This window comes from Bradyrhizobium sp. 21, assembly GCF_023073335.1.
Classification (GTDB): Bacteria; Pseudomonadota; Alphaproteobacteria; order Rhizobiales; family Xanthobacteraceae; genus Bradyrhizobium.
The window spans coordinates 39897-56386 of the sequence record NZ_JADPJG010000021.1; the positions used below are offsets into that span (position 1 = coordinate 39897).

The following is a 16490-nucleotide window of genomic DNA, read 5'->3' on the forward strand; positions in this document are numbered from 1 at the left end:
TTGCCCTGCACGCGCAGGGGCGAAGCGATGTTCTCGTAGACCGTCAGCGAGGGGTAATTGATGAACTGCTGATAGACCATGGCGACGGAGCGCTGGCGCACGTCGGCGCCGGTGACGTCCTTGCCGTTGACCAGCACCTTGCCCGTGGTCGGCTTGTCGAGGCCGGCGAGAAGCCGCATGATCGAGGTCTTGCCGGACAGGGTCGGCCCGAGCAGCACGTTGAGCGTGCCGCTCTCGAGCGTCAGCGAGACGTCGCGGATGTGCGCGGCACCATCGACAGTCCGGGTCACGTGATCGAGTGTCACGGTCATGAGCGTCCTCCCGCTTCCAGCAGGGGACTTTGCTGCACGGCGTGGGTCCTGATCCAGTCATCAAGCGCGGCGATCTCGTCGGCACTTAGTCGCAGGCCGAGCTTGGAACGGCGCCAGACGATGTCCTCGGCCGTGACGGCCCATTCATTGGCCATGAGATAGCGAACCTCGCGCTCGGTCAGCGTGGCGCCGAAGGACTGGCCGAGGTCGGATGCCGATTTCGCGTCGCCCAACAGCTTGATCGCGCGGGTGCCATAGGCTCGCGCCAGGCGCCGCGCATGCTCGTGGCCGAGGAAGGGATAGCCGCGCTGCAGCTCGGCAATCAGGCCGTCGACATCGGACACGCCCATGTCGCCGCCGGGCAGCGGCCATTTGCCGGTCCAGCCTTCGCGCGCTTTCGCACTGCGAAGATAGGGCGCGAGCCGCTCCAGCGCCTCCTCGGCCAGCCGGCGGTAGGTGGTGATCTTGCCGCCATAGATTGACAGCAGCGGCACGCCGCCGGGGGTGTCGAGCTCAAACACGTAGTCGCGGGTCGCGGCCTTGGCTTCGCTGGCGCCATCGTCATAAAGCGGGCGCACGCCGGAATAGGTCCAGACCACGTCGTCCGATGTCACGGGCTTGGCCAGATATTCGCTCGCGGCAGCGCAGAGATATTGGATCTCCTCAGGTGTAGCCTTCACCTTGGACGGATCGCCGTCATAATCGCGATCGGTGGTGCCGATCAGCGTGAAATCGTCTTGATACGGAATCACAAAGATGATGCGACCATCGGCGTTCTGGAACATGTAGGCGCGGTCGTGGTCGTAGAGTTTTTTCACGACGATGTGCGAGCCCTGCACCAGGCGCACCTTGGCCTTGGCATTGACGCCAGCGCCGCGGCCGAGCACGTCCTCGACCCAGGGGCCGCCGGCATTGACCAGCGCCCGGGCCTGGACCTGCGAGCGCGCGCCGGTCAGCGTGTCGATCATGCTGACGGTCCAGATGCCGTCGGATTGCTTGATATTCGTTGCGCGGGTGCGGGTGCGGATCTCGGCGCCCTTGTCGGCGGCATCGCGCGCATTGAGCACGACGAGACGGGCGTCATCGACGAAGCAGTCGGAATATTCGAACGCGCGGGTATAGCGGTTCGGGATTAGCGGGCGACCGACCTCGTCGCGCCGCAGATCGACCGAGCGGGTCGCAGGCAGCAGATGCCGGCCGCCGATGTGGTCATAGAGGAAGAGGCCGAGCCGCAGCAGCCAGGCCGGCCGCAGGCCCGCATGGTGCGGCAGAACGAAACGCAAGGGGCGAATGATGTGGGGCGCGATGCCCCAGAGGATCTCGCGCTCGATCAGCGCCTCGCGGACCAGGCGAAACTCGTAATATTCGAGATAACGCAGGCCGCCATGCACCAGCTTGGTCGACCAGGACGACGTCCCGCTCGCCAGATCGTTCATTTCGCACAGGAAAACCGTGTTGCCGCGGCCCACCGCGTCGCGCGCGATGCCGCAGCCGTTAACACCGCCTCCAATGATGGCGAGGTCGAAAATACGCTCCAACAGACGCATCCCCCGGCGGCCACTCGTTCCTTCGAGTGGTTACTTTCGTTTTTGATTAGATCACACCGAAAAACGAAAGCAAGATGAAAGAGAGGCGGAAAGAAGCGAAAGCGGAACATTCTGGTGGGCAATTCGCAACCAAAATGGGCGCCTCAGAGGGTGATTCGAAGCGCATCGGGCTCTTGATGAGTCATCCTGATTTATATAGTCATAATAGTCATATTGGTTCTATTCGTCATGACAAACCACAACACTGCTCCCGATTCGCCGCCGACCGACACGTGGACGCTTGCCAATGCCAAGGCACGCCTGTCCGAAGTGGTCGATCGCGCCCAAACTGGCCCTCAGATCATCACCCGACACGGAAGGCCCAACGCCGTGGTCGTTTCCGCAGATGAATGGGCGCGAAAGACCGCACGCAAAGGCACGCTCGCCGAATTCTTGCTGGCTTCGCCGCTGCGCGGTGCCGAACTCGAACTTGAACGCATGCAGGATGAACCACGCGACGAGATGCCGTGAACCTGCTCCTCGACACCAACGTGCTGTCGGAGGTTCAGCGGCCGGCGCCTTCCCCGGGAGTTCTGGCGTGGCTCGATACAGTCGACGAGGATCGTGCGTTCATCAGCGTTGCCTCGATCGCCGAGCTTCGCCGCGGCATCGCCTTGCTGAATGACGGCCGCCGGCGCGCGGCGCTAGCCGCCTGGCTCGCCCATGACCTGCCGGCTCGGTTTGCCGAGCGCATCCTGCCGATCGACCGCGGGGTGGCCGAGCGCTGGGGCGATCTGATGGCGCAGAGCCGCAAAAGCGGTGTTGCACTGTCCGTGATGGACGGCTTCTTTGCTGCCACCGCGCTCGCCAATAATCTCACGCTCGTCACACGCAATGTGAAGGATTTTGCGGCCTTCGGCGTTCCGCTGTTCAACCCATGGGACGACGCGTAAGCCGCTATCGCAGCCGTACCACCGGCGCAGCTTCAGGCGCGGCATCCTGCGCCTCGGCCTGGGAGTCATCGATATCCCCCGCGGCCTTCGGCATCGCCGCCATTACCTCGATGCCCTTGCCGTGGCAGATCGTGGCGAGCCGCTCGGGCAGTTCCTGGTCGGTGACGAAGGTCTGGATCTGGCTGATATGGGCGATTCGCACCGGCGCGCTGCGGCGCAGCTTGGTCGAGTCCGCAACCAGCATGACGCTGCGGGCGTTGGCGATGATGGCTTGCGCCACCTGCACCTCGCGATAGTCGAAGTCGAGCAGCGCGCCCTCCTCGTCGATCGCGGACGCCCCGATGATGGCATAGTCGACCTTGAATTGGCCGATCAGCTGCGTCGCGGTCGACCCGACCACTGCGCCGTCGGCGCGCCGCACCGTGCCGCCGGCGACCACCACTTCGATGCGGGGATGACGGTAGAGCAGCATGGCCACGTTGAGATTGTTGGTGATGACGAGCAGGTCCTCGTGCGAGGTCAGCGCGCTTGCGACCTCCTCCGTCGTGGTGCCGATGTTGATGAACAGCGAGCACCCGTTCGGGATCAGCGACGCGGCCGCAGCTCCGATCGCCTTCTTCTCGTCGGCGGCGACGAAGCGGCGCGCCTCATAAGCGAGGTTTTCGACCCCGGAGGCGATGATGGCGCCGCCATGGATGCGGGTGAGCGAGCGGCGCTCGCAGAGATCGTTGAGATCCTTGCGGATGGTCTGCGCCGAGACCTCGAACCGGCGCGCGAGCTCCTCGACCATGACGCGGCCCGAGGCCCGCGCGAGGTTGAGGATTTCGGCCTGGCGATGGGTTAGTCCGGTCACGGCGATGGCCTCGGATCAGGAAGCTGCATGGTGCGGCGGTTCGCACTCCCGGTCAATGCGCGCGCCGATCACGGTTAACGGACGAAGCTCATCACCACGCCATTTCTTACCAGGTCATGGCGGCGGCAAGGAGCGCCAGCAGCGCAGGATCGTCGTAAGCGCTGGCGGAAGCGACCGCGCCGGCCGCAACAAGGTCGGCGTGGCTGAGCGTGGTGCGCATCCCGATGGTCGGAATGCCGGCGGCCGCGGCCGATTGCACGCCGGAACGGGAATCCTCGAACGCGATGGAGGCTGCCGCGCTGGCCCCGGCAAAGCGCAGCCCTTCCTGATAGGGCAGCGGATGCGGCTTGCCGTGCGGCAGCTCGTCGCCGATCACGATCGCCTTGAAGCGGTGCGTGATGCCGAGGCCGGACAGCAGCAGCTCGGCGTTGAGACGCGGCGCGTTGGTCACCGCCACCATGGGAATGCCGGCAGCATCCGCGCGGTCGAGCAACGCCATCAGGCCCGGCAGCGGCGCGATCTGCCCAGCCGCCAGCTCACGAAAGATCGCCTCCTTCTCGCCGAGAATCACGACCCGCCGTTCCGGCGATTCGTCCGGCAGAAATCGCTCCCCGATCGACACATTGGAAAAGCCCTGGAGCTCGCGTTTGAAGCGTTCGTCATCCACGACATGACCGCGCGGGGCGAACACACGGTGAAACGCCTCGCGATGAAGGGGGTCCGTGTCGGCCAGCGTGCCGTCGATGTCGAACAGCAGCGCCCTGCCCATCGCTCGTCCCTTGGCTTCGATCATGTCCGTACTTTCCAAAATCCGCGGCGCATCGATGCGCGAGACGTATCAATGCAGCGCCGATCGCGCAATGACGCATGGACATGACTACGACACCGCACTCGACAAAGTCCCGCGCGGCTGCAACACTCCGCGCAAGATCAAAAAGGAGGAAACGATGACGATCAACCGACGCGATCTCGCTCTCTCGACTCTTGCCGCCTCGACTCTTGCCGCCTCGGCACTTGCTTTCGCTGCGCCGGCGCTGGCGGCCTCGGCGGACGAGGAAGCCGTGGCGAAGAAGGTCGAGGCCTTCCGCCTCGCCCAGATCGCGGCCGATCCCAAGGCGCTGGGCGCGCTCTGCGCCGACGAGGTGAGTTACAGCCATTCCAGCGGCAAGGTCGAGGACAAGGCGACCTTCGTCGCCAACGCCACCGACGGCAAGTCCAAATTCCTGTCGATCGAATACAAGGACCCGACCATCAAGGTCGTCGGCCCCGCCGCGATCGTGCGCTTCCACTGGATTGCGGAACAGGAGATGGCGGCCGATGGGAAGAAAGTGCCGACCAACCTTCACATCCTGATGAACTGGCAGAAGCAGGGCGACGATTGGAAGCTGCTGTCGCGGTCAGCTACGAAGTTGTGATCAACGACATCATTCCGGGACGTGCCGACCGGCGCGGTCCCGGAATCCATTTATCGACATTTTCTGCGGCAAGTTAAGTCCGGGGTTCGCGCTTTGCGCCCCCGGAATGACAGGCGAAAAATTACGCCGCTTCCTTCACATCGCCGTTAACCAGCTTGCGCGCGGCGCGCTCAGCTTCGCGGGCGTTGCGGAAGAGTTGCCCTTCGAGGCGATTGAATTGGTGGGACGAGGCGAAGAAGCAGTAGCCTCCGTCGCCGCGGACGACGATGCCTGCGGTCTGCGAATTGACTTCGATGATGTAGCTGTCCGGCATGGTCCGTGGATTCCTCAATGCGGGCAAACAACCGGATCTCTGCCCGAAAGTTCCTCGGGCAATCAGCCGGTTTCCACCCCGAATCGACACGCAATTGAGTACGCCGGGACCTCATTCGTTTTATGACTGGTTCTTGGCGAAGCCGCGACGCGGACTCAGAGGCGCCGCGATTGGCCAATGCTGCACGTCTTCGTGAGATGGGACAGAGCGTCGCGCGCGATTACGTAGCGATCGCCGTATCGGTCGGGCGAACCGCCTGCGGGCGACCGTGTTCGTCGATCGAGACGTAGGTGAAATTGCCGTCGGTGACGAGGAACGGATGCTGCTCCCCGCGACGCAGTGCCCATGCTTCCAGGTGTACGGTGATGGACGTGCGCCCGACGCGGACGAGCTGGGCGTGAACCGAAACGAGATCGCCGACATAGACGGCCTTGCGAAAATTCATCGCTTCGATTGCGACGGTCACTGTCCGCGACTTCGCGACTTTTGAGGCAAACACGCCGCCGCCGACATCCATCTGGCTCAGCAGCCAGCCGCCGAAAATGTCGCCGTTGGCATTGGTGTCGGCGGGCATCGCCAGCGTGCGGATGCAGAGATCGCCGCCCGGCCCGGAATTGGCTTGTTCGTTCATGCAGATCTCATTTGAAATTGCTCACTTGAAATTGCCCCAGCCCGGATCCGGCGCGAAGCGCTCGCCGAATCTCTGGGCCAGCGCGCGCAAGGTGGATACGACATTGTCCGCGCCGCGCGTGCGCGCATAATTCAACGGACCACCACGGAACGGTGCATAACCGGTGCCGAAGATCATTGCGCCGTCGACCGAATCGGGATCGTCGACGATGCCTTCGCGAAGCGCCGCGACGCAGACATTGGACATCGGCAGCACCAGCCGGTCGATCATCTGCTCGGTGACCCGCGGGCCGGTCTCGGGCAACGGCGCCTTCTCGGCCTTGCCCTCCTTCCAGGTGTAGAAGCCTTTGCCGGTCTTGCGGCCAAGTTCGCCCTTGGCGACCTTTTCGCGCAACCACGCGGGCGTGGGCGGCAACAGGTCACCGAACTTCGTGCGCAGCATGTCGCCGACATCGAGACAGATGTCGAGCCCGACCTGGTCGGCCAGCTCGATCGGCCCCATCGGCATGCCGAACTGCTCGGCCGCGGCATCGATCAGGCGCTGGTCGATCTTCTCGTCCAGCATCACCATCGCTTCCAGCATGTAGGGCGTCAGCGCACGGTTGACGAGGAAGCCGGGCGAGCTCTTCACCGACAACGGCAGTCGGTCGATGGCGCCGACGAAAGCGAGTGCCTCCTTCAGCACTTGCGCGTCGTTGCCGTCATGGCTGACGACTTCGACCAGTTGCAGCCGTGACACCGGATTGAAGAAATGCAAGCCGACCAGCCGCTCGGGCCGCGCCAAATTGGTACGCAAATCCTGGAGCGGAATGCTCGAGGTGTTGGTCGCCAGAATGGCGCCGGGCTTCATCCGCGGCTCAAGACCGGCATAGATCTTCTGCTTGAGTTCGAGCTTCTCCGGCACCGCCTCGATGATGAGATCGGCGTTGCGGACGCCCTCCCCGTCCATGTCGGGGGTGAGGCGATCGAGCGCGTCGCGGACATCGGTGGGTTTCCGGATGATCTTGCCAAAAAGCTCGGCTGCCCGCTTGACAGCGCCCGCGATCGGCTCCGCCTTCATGTCGGCAAGCGAGACGCGCAGCCCCTGCCCAGCGCACCAGGCCGCGATGTCGCCGCCCATGGCGCCAGCGCCGATGACGTGGACATGCTTGATGGTGTTGCCGGGGCCTGCGGCCTTCTTCATCTGCTCGCGCAGGAAGAACACGCGGATCAAATTCTGCGCGGTCGGCGTCACCATCAGCTTGGCGAAGGAGGCCTGCTCGGCCTTCAGCATCGCGGCCTTGCTGCCGCCATGGGTCTCCCAGAGATCGATCAGCGCGTAAGGCGCCGGATAGTGTTCGCGGGACGCGGCCTTTGCCGCCTCCGAGCGCATGCGCTTGGCCAGCAGCCCGCGCACGGGGCCGAAATTGGCCGCGTGCGTCAAAAGGCCCGGACGGGCCCGCTTCAAGCGGCCGAATAGCACGTCCTTCACCGCGTTGCGGACATGCCGCTCCTGCGTCACGGTGTCGACGAGGCCGAGCGATTTCGCCCGGCGCGCATCGATGGTGCGGCCGGTCAGCATCAGCGCCATCGATTGCGTCGGGTTGACCAGCGCGGTGAAGCGCGCGGTGCCCCCGAGGCCGGGATGCAGGCCCAGCATCACCTCGGGGAAGCCGAAGCGCGCGCCGTCGATGGCGATGCGCGACTGGCAGGCGAGCGCGACCTCAAGCCCGCCGCCGAGGCAGAAGCCGTGGATCACCGCGACTGTCGGCAGCTTCAGCGCTTCCAGGTGATCGACCACCGCATGCGCGGCGCGAATGCGCGTCTCCACCATCGCGGGATCGCTGGCGCCGCGGAATTCGTTGACGTCGGCGCCGGCAATGAAGCCGGACGGCTTTGCGGAGCGGATCACGAGGCCGGCCGGGCGCTCGGTCTCGATCGCGGCGAGCACGGCGTCGAACTCCTCCATCACGTCCGAAGAGAGCGTGTTGGCGCTGGCCTCGGCGCGGTCGAACAGCAGCCAGGCGACGCCGTCGGCATCGCGCGTCAGCTTGAAGTGCTTGTACGGGCCATCGGCTGCGGGCTGAGGCCCGAGCGCGAGCACGCGATCGCCGAGGGCGGTCATGATCCTGGAATCCATGGTCACACCGCCTCGATCAGCATGGCGCCGCCGAGCCCGCCGCCGATGCATTCGGTGGCAACACCGCGCCGCGTGCCGAGCCGCTTCATCGCGTTGACGAGATGCAGCACGATGCGGTTGCCGGAGGTGCCGACGGGATGGCCGAGCGAGATCGCGCCGCCATCGACATTGAGCTTCTCACGATCGATCTCGCCGGCCGCACCGTCGAGACCCAGAATCTCACGGCAGAATTTGTCGTCGTTCCAGGCGGCAAGGCAGCCGAGCACTTGCGTCGCAAAGGCCTCGTTGAGCTCCCAGGTCTCGACGTCCTTGATCGTGAGGTCGTTGCGCTGGAGCAGCGGCGTTACGGACATCACGGGGCCGAGCCCCATGATGCTGGGATCGAGCGCGGCCCAGTTGCTGTCGACGATCGCGGCCAGCGGCGTCAGCTTGTGTTTCGCCACCGCCGCGTCGGAGGCGAGGATCACCCAGGACGCGCCGTCGGTAATCTGGGAGGAATTGCCGGCGGTGACCTGGCCCCAGGGTCGCTCGAACACCGGCCGGAGTTTTGCCAGCGTCTCGGCCGTGGAGTCCGGACGCACGCCGTCGTCATGATCGAAGAAATTTCCATCGCGGGAAAAGGCCGTCTCGACCTCGCCTTTGAGAAAGCCTTCCGTCTGCGCATGTGCGAGCCGGCGGTGGCTCTCGGCGGCATAGGCATCGGACTGTGCGCGCGTAATGCCGAAAAGATGACCAACGACTTCGGCGGTCTGCCCCATGTTCAAATCGGTAATGGGATCTGTCAGGCCGCGTTCGAGGCCGATGATCGGCTTGAGATAGCGCGGGCGCAGTTTAAAGGCAGCGGCCAGCTTCGCAGCAACACCCTTGGCGCTGGCAAGGCCTGCGAACCAGCGCACGCCGGAATTGGGCCAGACCAGCGGCGCGTGGCTAAGCGCCTCGGTGCCGCCGGCCAAAATCATGTCGGCGTGACCCTCGCGGATGTAGCGGTAGGCGGTGTCGATCGACTGCATGCCGGAGCCGCAATTGATCTGCACCGTGAAGGCGACCATGTCCTCGCCCATGCCGAGCCGGAGCGCCGCGACGCGAGCCGGATTCATCTCGTCCGCGATCACGTTGACGCAACCCAGGATGACCTGGTCGAAGTCCGTTGGTGCAAACGGCTGGCGCGCCAGCAGCGGCCGACCGCACTGTATGGCGAGATCGACGGGCGTGAACGGTCCGGGCCCCGAGCGTGCTTTGAGAAACGGCGTCCGGCTGCCGTCGACGATGAAAACCGGTCGTGCCATCAGCTCGCCGCCCTCTGTTCACCGAGTTCCTGGAAGAACTGATGCACGTCGCCGGTTTTCTTGTAAATCGGCGACAGCGCCTCTGGCGCAAAATCATCGACCTCGATCACTTTTGTGACGGCTTCATGAGCGGCTGCGAGCTGCTCGCCCTCGACCTGCGTGATCACGCCCTTGGCCGCCGCCTCTTTCCAATCGCTGAGACGCGCGGCCCGCATGCGCCTGGCGATCGCGTCCGTGCTGGCGACCAGCTTGAACGCGCGCTCCAGCCGGGCAAAGCCGCCGTCATCGTCGACATGAGCCAGATCCGGCGTCAGACGCTCGCGCGCGGCCGAGGGCTCCAGCACGATGCCAGCGCATTGGTGCACGACGCGGTCGGAGGGACCGAGCACGCGCGCACCGAACGGCTGGACGACAAGCTTGAGGATCACAGCGACGAAACGGTTGGGCAGGTTGGCGAGGATTTCGGCAAGCCGGTTCTCGATGGTCTTGAACCCCGTCGCCATGCACCATTCCAGCGCCGCAAAATCCTCCTTCTGCCGGCCCTCGTCCTGCCAGCGCTTCAGCGCCGCCGAAAGCAGGTACAACTCCGAGAGAATGTCGCCGAAACGCGCCGACAGCATCTCCTTGCGCTTGAGCGCGCCGCCAAGCGTGAGCAGAGCCATGTCGGCGCAGAGCGCAAACGCCGCGGAGTAACGCGAGAGCTGGCGATAGAATGGCGTGGCGTCGCCCGCATCGGGCGCAAGCGCGAAGGCGCCAAAGGTCCAGCTCCGGCCGAACGCGCGCAACAGCGTCCGGAAGCTATGGCCGACATGCTTCCAGAACGCCTCGTCGAACGCCGCGAGCCCGCGTTCGCGATCGGTGTCGGCGAGCGCATTCATCTCGTCGAGCAGATAGGGATGGGCGCGGATCGCGCCCTGTCCGAACACGATGAGGTTGCGGGTCAGGATATTGGCGCCTTCGACGGTGATGCCGACAGGGACGGCGCGGTGCAGATTGCCGAGATAGTTTTGCGGACCGTCGATCACGGCCTTGCCGCCATGGATGTCCATGGCATCGTCGACCGCGGTGCGCATGCGCTCGGTCGCATGCAGCTTCATGATGCCGGAGATGACGGCGGGATGAACGCCGGCATTGAGTGCCGCGCAGGTCAGCCGCCGCGCCGCGTCGAGCTGATAGGCGGTTGCGACAATGCGCGCCAGCGGCTCCTCGACCCCTTCGAACTTGGAAATGGAAATGCCGAACTGCTCGCGGATGCGGGCATAGGCGCCGGTGGTGCGCGCGGCATAGGCTGCGCCTGCGGCCGACAACGAAGGCAACGAAATACCGCGGCCGGCGGCGAGCGCCGTCATCAGCATCTTCCAGCCCTGCCCCAGCCGTGCTTCACCGCCGATGACGTAGTCGAGCGGGATGAAGACGTCGCGGCCGCGGTTCGGACCGTTCTGAAACACCTGCATCGACGGCAGGTGGCGCTGGCCGATCTCGACGCCGGGCAAGCTCGTCGGGATGAGCGCCACGCTGATGCCGAGCTCCTCCCGATCGCCGACGATATGATCGGGGTCATAGGCCTTGAAGGCGAGGCCTAGCAGCGTCGCGACCGGGCCGAGCGTGATGTAGCGCTTGTGCCAGTTGAGCTTGAGGCCGACGACCTCGCGTCCCTCGAAAGTGCCTTTGCAGATGATGCCGGTGTCGACCATCGAGGCGGCGTCAGAGCCGGCCTCAGGGCTGGTGAGACCGAAGCAGGGAATATCGCGGCCGTCGGCAAGGCGCGGCAGCCAGCGTTCCTGCTGCTCCTTGGTGCCGAAGTGCATCAAGAGCTCTCCGGGGCCCAGCGAGTTCGGCACCATCACCGTCACCGCGGCGGCGATCGAGCGGGTCGAGATCTTGCGCACGACTTCCGAATGGGCATAGGGCGAGAAGCCGAGGCCGCCAAATTCCTTCGGAATGATCATGCCGAAGAATTTTTCGCGCTTGATGAAGGCCCACACGTCCTGCGGCAGGTCGCGCAACTCCCAAAAGATCTTCCACTCGTCGAGCATGGCGCAGAGTTCATTGACGGGGCCGTTGAGGAAGGCCTGTTCCTCTTCGGTCAATTTCGCCGGCGTGATGCTGAGCAGTTTCGACCAGTCGGGATTGCCGGTGAAGAGATCGGCATCCCACCAGACATCGCCGGCCTCCAGCGCCTCGCGCTCGGTGTCGGACATCGCGGGCAACACGCCGCGCGCCCAGGAGAAGATCGGTTTTGTCAGGGTGTCGCGGCGGAAGCTCATGGCAAACCTCATGGGATCGGCGCGGATATGGGCATTTTAGCGGAAACTGGCCGGCGGAGGTGAACACTTCGCCTGCGAAAAGACGCGAATTGACGCGGCTGGGGGCCGCCCAAGGACCATAACGGCCGGGGCGTGGTGGCAGTTCCGGGAGGGGGCGGTCGCCGGATGGAGCGAAGCGCCGGGTTTCGCCGCGCTCCATCCGGGCGACAGGTTCGGGCCTAATCCGGCCGCACCATCTCGAACATGTTTTCCGGCTTGATCTCGAAATAATCACCGCTGCGTCCGGCGCGGACGATCGGCCGGGCGGCGGCGGTCTGGTACACGCCGTCCTTGATCATGGCCTTGTCGATGTGGACGGCTACGACCTCGCCCAGCGTCAGCCAGGCATTGGCTTCCTTGCCGTCGGCGCCCTTGAGGCGGACGATGTCGGACACCTTGCACTCGAACGCGACCGGGCTTTCGCCGACGCGCGGCACGTTGACGAGCTTGCCGGGCACTGCGGTGAGGCCCGCGACCTCGAACTCGTCGACCTCAGGCCCGACGTGGGCGGCGGTCGCGTTCATGTGCCTGGCCAGGTCCATGGTGGCGAGATTCCAGACGAACTCGCCGGTCTGCTGGATGTTCGCGACCGTGTCCTTCCAGTTGGTGGAGGAGAAGCCGATGATCGGCGGCACATAGCAGAACGCGTTGAAGAAGCTGTAGGGCGCGAGGTTGACGTGGCCCTTGGTGTCGCGGGAGGAGATCCAGCCGATCGGCCGCGGCGCGACGATGGCGTTGAAGGGATCGTGCTTGAGGCCGTGGCCCTTGGCGGGCTCGTAGAAGTGCAGATCTTTGTCGGTCACGCGCTTGCTTCTCCGCTATTCGCCAATCCGGGCAATGCGAAGCAGCTTATAAAGGGAAACCCGCCGGCCCGTCAGTGGCGCGGGGACAGACCCGCGATGACGAAATCGATCATCTGGTCGATGGTCGGGCCCGGCTTGGTGGCGCACTGGGCGATCATCTGAGGGTGGAAAAAGCGCATCATCGCGGTGCAGGCACAGAGCGCGGCCAGTTGCAGATCCGGCGCCTCGAACTCTCCGGAGGCCACGCCTTGCGCGATCATCTGGCCGATGACCCCGGCAATGCACTCCATGTGGTTGACGCAGACGTCCCAGTCCTCCTGCATCGCGATTTCGACCATCTCATGCAGCTTGGAATCGCCGACATAGCGCTCGGTGTTCATGCGATGGATGGTGGTGAGCAGTTCGCGGAAGCGCGGCAGTACCGGACCGGGCCTCGCCACGATCCGCTGCGCTTCCAGTTCGACCTCGCCCATCAGCGAGCGGGCCACCGCCTGATGAATCGCCTTCTTCGATTCGAAGAAGCGATAGACGTTGGCGGGGCTCATCTTGAGCTCCTTGGCGATGTCGCCGACCGTGGTCTTGAGATAGCCGATCTGGCGGAACAGCCGCTCGGCCACCTCGAGAATACGATCCCGGGTGTCGCCTTCGATATGTTCCGAAACCAGTGTCATCTGTCAGGACTCGTCAATCAGCAGTTCATCTTCACTTATTCAGCCGCCTCAGCAAGCGGAATTGCGTTCTGGTCATCGCTCCCATGCTGCGGCGCGGCAGGCTGCTCAGGGGTGCCTGCCTCGTCCAGGCTCTTGCGGAACCAGAGGGCGTAGAGGCCCGGCAGGTAGAGCAGGGTGAGGAAGGTCGCAACGAACAATCCGCCCATGATCGTGATCGCCATCGGGCCCCAGAATGCCGAGCGCGACAGCGGGATCATGGCGAGAATGGCGGCGAGCGCGGTCAGCACCACCGGGCGGGCGCGGCGGACGGTCGCCTCCACGATCGCTTCGCGGCGGGTCAGGCCGTGTGAGACGTCGGTCTCGATCTGGTCGACCAGGATCACCGCGTTGCGCATGATCATGCCGGCCAGCGCGATCAGGCCGAGCAGCGCCACGAAGCCGAACGGAGCGTTGGCAATGTTGAGCCCGAGGGAGGCGCCGACGATGCCGAGCGGCGCGGTCAAAAACACCAGGATCAGGCGCGAGAAGCTCTGAAGCTGGAACATCAGCAGCGTCAGCATCACCATGACCATCAGCGGGAAGAGAACGAAGATCGAGGCGTTGCCCTTGGCGGATTCCTCGAACGCGCCCCCCGCCTCGATGCGGTAGGCCGGCTCGAGGTTGTCCTTGATCGCCTTCAGCTTCGGAGCAATCTGACCGGTGACGTCGGGCGCCTGCACGCCATCGACGACGTCGGAGCGCACGGTGATCGCCATGTCGCGGTTACGCCGCCACATGATCGGCTCCTCGTGGGCATACTCGATCCTGGCGATCTGCTGCAGCGGCACGGCAACGCCGTTGCGCGAGGTGATGGTGAGATCACCGACGCCGCCGAGGTCGAGGCGTTCGGACGAGACCGCGCGGGCGACCACGCCGACCTTTTCGATCCCGTCGCGCACGGTCGTCACCTGTGAGCCCGAGATCAGCATCGACAGCGCCTGCGACACGTCCTGCGGGGTCAGGCCCATGGCGCGGGCGCGATCCTGGTCGACGACGAGCTTGAGGTAGGGCGACTGCTCGTTCCAGTCGAGCTGGACGTCCTTGACGCTCTTGTTCTGCCGCATGACGTCGCGGACCTGGTAGGCGATCTCGCGCACCTTGTTGGCGTCGGGGCCGATCACGCGGAACTGCACGGGAAAACCGACGGGGGGACCGAAATTGAAGCGGTCGACGCGCACGCGGGCCTCGTTGAGCGCGCCGTCGGCAACGGCGTTTTCAAGCTTGGCCTTGATACGCTCGCGCGCCTCGACGCCCTTTGCGACGATGACGATTTCGGCAAAAGCCTCGTTCGGCAGCTGCGGATTGAGGCCCAGCCAGAAGCGCGGCGAGCCCTGCCCGACATAGGCCGTATAGGTCTCGATGTCCTTGTCGTCCTTGAGCAACGTCTCAGCCTTCTTCACCGCCTTTTCCGTGACGTTGAAGGCGGTGCCCTCCGGCAGGCGAAGCTGGAGGAACAGCTCGGGGCGCTCGGACAGCGGGAAGAATTGCTGCTGGACGTGGCCGAATCCGACGATCGAGGCGATGAAGATTCCGACGGTTGCGGCCACCACGGTGATGCGGTGGTTGACGCACCATTGCACGATAGCGCGCAGGCCGCGGTACATGCGGGTCTCGTAGACCGCATGCGGATCGTGATTGTGGTGCACCTTGATGTTGGGCAGCAGCATGACGCCGATATAGGGCGTGAAGATCACCGCCACGAACCAGGACGCGACCAGCGCAATCGCCACGATCCAGAAGATGCTGCCGGCATATTCGCCGACCGCGGAATTGGCAAAGCCGATGGGGAGGAAGCCAGCGGCCGTGACCAGCGTTCCCGTGAGCATCGGAAACGCAGTGGATTCCCAGGCAAAGGACGCCGCACGCATGCGGTCCCAGCCCTGCTCCATCTTCACCACCATCATCTCGACCGCGATGATGGCATCATCCACCAGGAGGCCGAGCGCGATGATCAGCGCACCGAGCGTGATGCGGTGCAGGTCGAGCGACATCGTGTTCATGACGATGAAGACGATTCCGAGCACCAGCGGTACCGACAGCGCGACCACGATGCCGGTGCGCCAGCCGAGCGCCAGGAACGAGACGAACAGGACGATGACGAGCGCTTCCATGAAGGAGTGCACGAATTCGCTTACGGCATGCTCGACCACCTTGGGCTGGTCGGCGATCAGCTTGACGTCGACGCCCTGCGGCACCGCCTTCATGAATTCAGCCGTCGCCTTCTCGACCTCCTTGCCGAGATCGAGGATGTTGGCGCCCTTGGCGGTGACGACGCCGATGCCGATCGCGGCCTTGCCTTCCTGACGGACGACGAAGCTCGGCGGGTCGACATAGCCGTGGGTGACGGTGGCGATATCGCCGAGGCGAAACACGCGGCCGTCGCTCTCGACCGGCGTCTCGGCGACGGCCTTGGCGCCGTCGAGCGCACCGGTGACGCGCAGCGGCACGCGCTGCGAGGAGGTCTCGACCGTGCCGGCCGGCGTCACGTTGTTCTGCTTGGCGAGCGAATCGAACAGCGCCTGCGGCGTGATGCCGAGGGTGGCAAGCTTGGCGTGCGAGAACTCAACGAAGATGCGCTCGTCCTGGTTGCCGTAGACGTCGACCTTGGTCACACCGGGCACCTTCAGCAGGCGCTGGCGGAAACCTTCCGAGACCTTCTTGAGCTGGGCATAGTCGGTACCGTCGCCGGTCATCATGTAGAGGATGGAATCGACGTCGGAGAACTCGTCGTTGACGACAGGTCCGAGAATCCCCGCGGGCAGCTGGCCCTGCACGTCGACCAGCTTCTTGCGCAGAAGATAGAAGAGATACGGCACGTCCTTTGGCGGCGTGGAATCGCGGAAGGTCACCTGGAGCGCGGTGAAGCCGGGCTTGGAGTAGGTCTGCACCTTCTCGAAATAGGGCAGCTCCTGGATCTTCTTCTCGATGGGATCGGCGACCTGGGCCTGCATCTCCTGCGCGGTCGCGCCCGGCCAGAGCACGGAGACGTTGACCACCTTGACCGTGAAGAACGGATCCTCGGCGCGGCCGAGCTTCTGATAGGAGAAGAACCCGGCGACGCCGAGTATGACCATCAGGAACAGGACCAGCGTCGGATGGCCGACGGCCCAGGCCGAGAGGTTGAAGCGCTTCATCGCACTCTCCAAAGATGATCAATTGCCAAAAAACGACAGCCACCCTGTTCAACCCGTCGTCGTGAGGCAGCGAAGCAATCCAGGGGGCTGGGCAGGTTCTGGATCGCTTCGCCGCTTCAGCCTTCGCATTT

Annotated in this window: 15 protein-coding genes; 3 read left to right on the plus strand and 12 right to left on the minus strand. The window is 64.5% G+C overall.

Going from position 1 to position 16490, the window contains the following annotated elements:
* Positions 1-311, minus strand: a 311-nt coding sequence (locus tag IVB31_RS20375; RefSeq protein ID WP_247325761.1) for an ATP-binding cassette domain-containing protein, incomplete at its 3' end; no start/stop codon positions are given.
* Positions 308-1858, minus strand: a complete 1551-nt coding sequence (gene glpD / locus IVB31_RS20380) for a glycerol-3-phosphate dehydrogenase (protein WP_247325765.1) — start codon at positions 1856-1858, stop codon at positions 308-310. The genes glpD and IVB31_RS20375, both read right to left, overlap by 4 nt.
* Before the next feature lie 228 nt (positions 1859-2086).
* Here glpD and IVB31_RS20385 point away from each other — a divergent pair, with 228 nt between their 5' ends.
* Together IVB31_RS20385 and IVB31_RS20390 are read left to right on the plus strand one after the other, a co-directional pair.
* Complete coding sequence (locus tag IVB31_RS20385; RefSeq protein WP_247325769.1) at positions 2087-2368, plus strand: type II toxin-antitoxin system Phd/YefM family antitoxin; 282 nt, start codon at positions 2087-2089, stop codon at positions 2366-2368.
* On the plus strand, positions 2365-2790 hold the full coding sequence (locus IVB31_RS20390) for a type II toxin-antitoxin system VapC family toxin (RefSeq protein ID WP_247325772.1): 426 nt from the start codon (positions 2365-2367) through the stop codon (positions 2788-2790). Before IVB31_RS20385 ends, IVB31_RS20390 begins: the two co-directional genes overlap by 4 nt.
* Positions 2791-2794: 4 nt before the next feature.
* On the opposite strand, the gene IVB31_RS20395 is transcribed toward IVB31_RS20390, so the two are convergent.
* Together IVB31_RS20395 and IVB31_RS20400 are read right to left on the minus strand one after the other, a co-directional pair.
* Positions 2795-3643 (minus strand): DeoR/GlpR family DNA-binding transcription regulator, encoded by an 849-nt coding sequence (locus IVB31_RS20395; RefSeq protein ID WP_247325776.1) that lies wholly within the window; start codon positions 3641-3643, stop codon positions 2795-2797.
* A gap of 106 nt (positions 3644-3749) precedes the next feature.
* Positions 3750-4436, minus strand: a complete 687-nt coding sequence (locus tag IVB31_RS20400) for an HAD-IA family hydrolase (protein ID WP_247325779.1) — start codon at positions 4434-4436, stop codon at positions 3750-3752.
* Positions 4437-4590: 154 nt separating this feature from the next.
* On the opposite strand from IVB31_RS20400, the gene IVB31_RS20405 reads away from it, so the two are divergent.
* Positions 4591-5058 carry a nuclear transport factor 2 family protein gene (locus IVB31_RS20405; RefSeq protein WP_247325783.1) on the plus strand — a complete coding sequence of 156 codons (468 nt, stop codon included), beginning with the start codon at positions 4591-4593 and terminating at the stop codon, positions 5056-5058.
* 121 nt (positions 5059-5179) lie between these two features.
* Here IVB31_RS20405 and IVB31_RS20410 read toward each other — a convergent pair whose 3' ends face one another.
* The 8 genes from IVB31_RS20410 to IVB31_RS20445 all read right to left on the minus strand — a co-directional run bounded on the left by IVB31_RS20410 (position 5180) and on the right by IVB31_RS20445 (position 16359).
* Positions 5180-5371 carry a hypothetical protein gene (locus tag IVB31_RS20410; protein ID WP_247325787.1) on the minus strand — a complete coding sequence of 64 codons (192 nt, stop codon included), beginning with the start codon at positions 5369-5371 and terminating at the stop codon, positions 5180-5182.
* Between the two features lie 220 nt (positions 5372-5591).
* Positions 5592-6002 carry an acyl-CoA thioesterase gene (locus IVB31_RS20415; RefSeq protein WP_247325790.1) on the minus strand — a complete coding sequence of 137 codons (411 nt, stop codon included), beginning with the start codon at positions 6000-6002 and terminating at the stop codon, positions 5592-5594.
* A 21-nt stretch (positions 6003-6023) separates the two neighbouring features.
* Positions 6024-8120 carry a 3-hydroxyacyl-CoA dehydrogenase NAD-binding domain-containing protein gene (locus IVB31_RS20420; RefSeq protein WP_247325794.1) on the minus strand — a complete coding sequence of 699 codons (2097 nt, stop codon included), beginning with the start codon at positions 8118-8120 and terminating at the stop codon, positions 6024-6026.
* 2 nt (positions 8121-8122) lie between these two features.
* Positions 8123-9406, minus strand: coding sequence for an acetyl-CoA C-acetyltransferase (locus IVB31_RS20425; RefSeq protein ID WP_247325798.1), 1284 nt, complete (start codon positions 9404-9406; stop codon positions 8123-8125).
* Positions 9406-11673, minus strand: a complete 2268-nt coding sequence (locus IVB31_RS20430; protein ID WP_247325801.1) for an acyl-CoA dehydrogenase — start codon at positions 11671-11673, stop codon at positions 9406-9408. Before IVB31_RS20430 ends, IVB31_RS20425 begins: the two co-directional genes overlap by 1 nt.
* 218 nt (positions 11674-11891) lie before the next feature.
* On the minus strand, positions 11892-12515 hold the full coding sequence (locus IVB31_RS20435; protein WP_247325804.1) for a flavin reductase family protein: 624 nt from the start codon (positions 12513-12515) through the stop codon (positions 11892-11894).
* Between the two features lie 71 nt (positions 12516-12586).
* The gene (locus tag IVB31_RS20440) at positions 12587-13186 is read right to left on the minus strand and encodes a TetR family transcriptional regulator (RefSeq protein WP_211398789.1); all 600 of its coding nucleotides are present in this window, start codon (positions 13184-13186) and stop codon (positions 12587-12589) included.
* A gap of 35 nt (positions 13187-13221) precedes the next feature.
* Positions 13222-16359, minus strand: a complete 3138-nt coding sequence (locus IVB31_RS20445; protein ID WP_247325807.1) for an efflux RND transporter permease subunit — start codon at positions 16357-16359, stop codon at positions 13222-13224.
* Positions 16360-16490 lie beyond the last annotated feature (131 nt).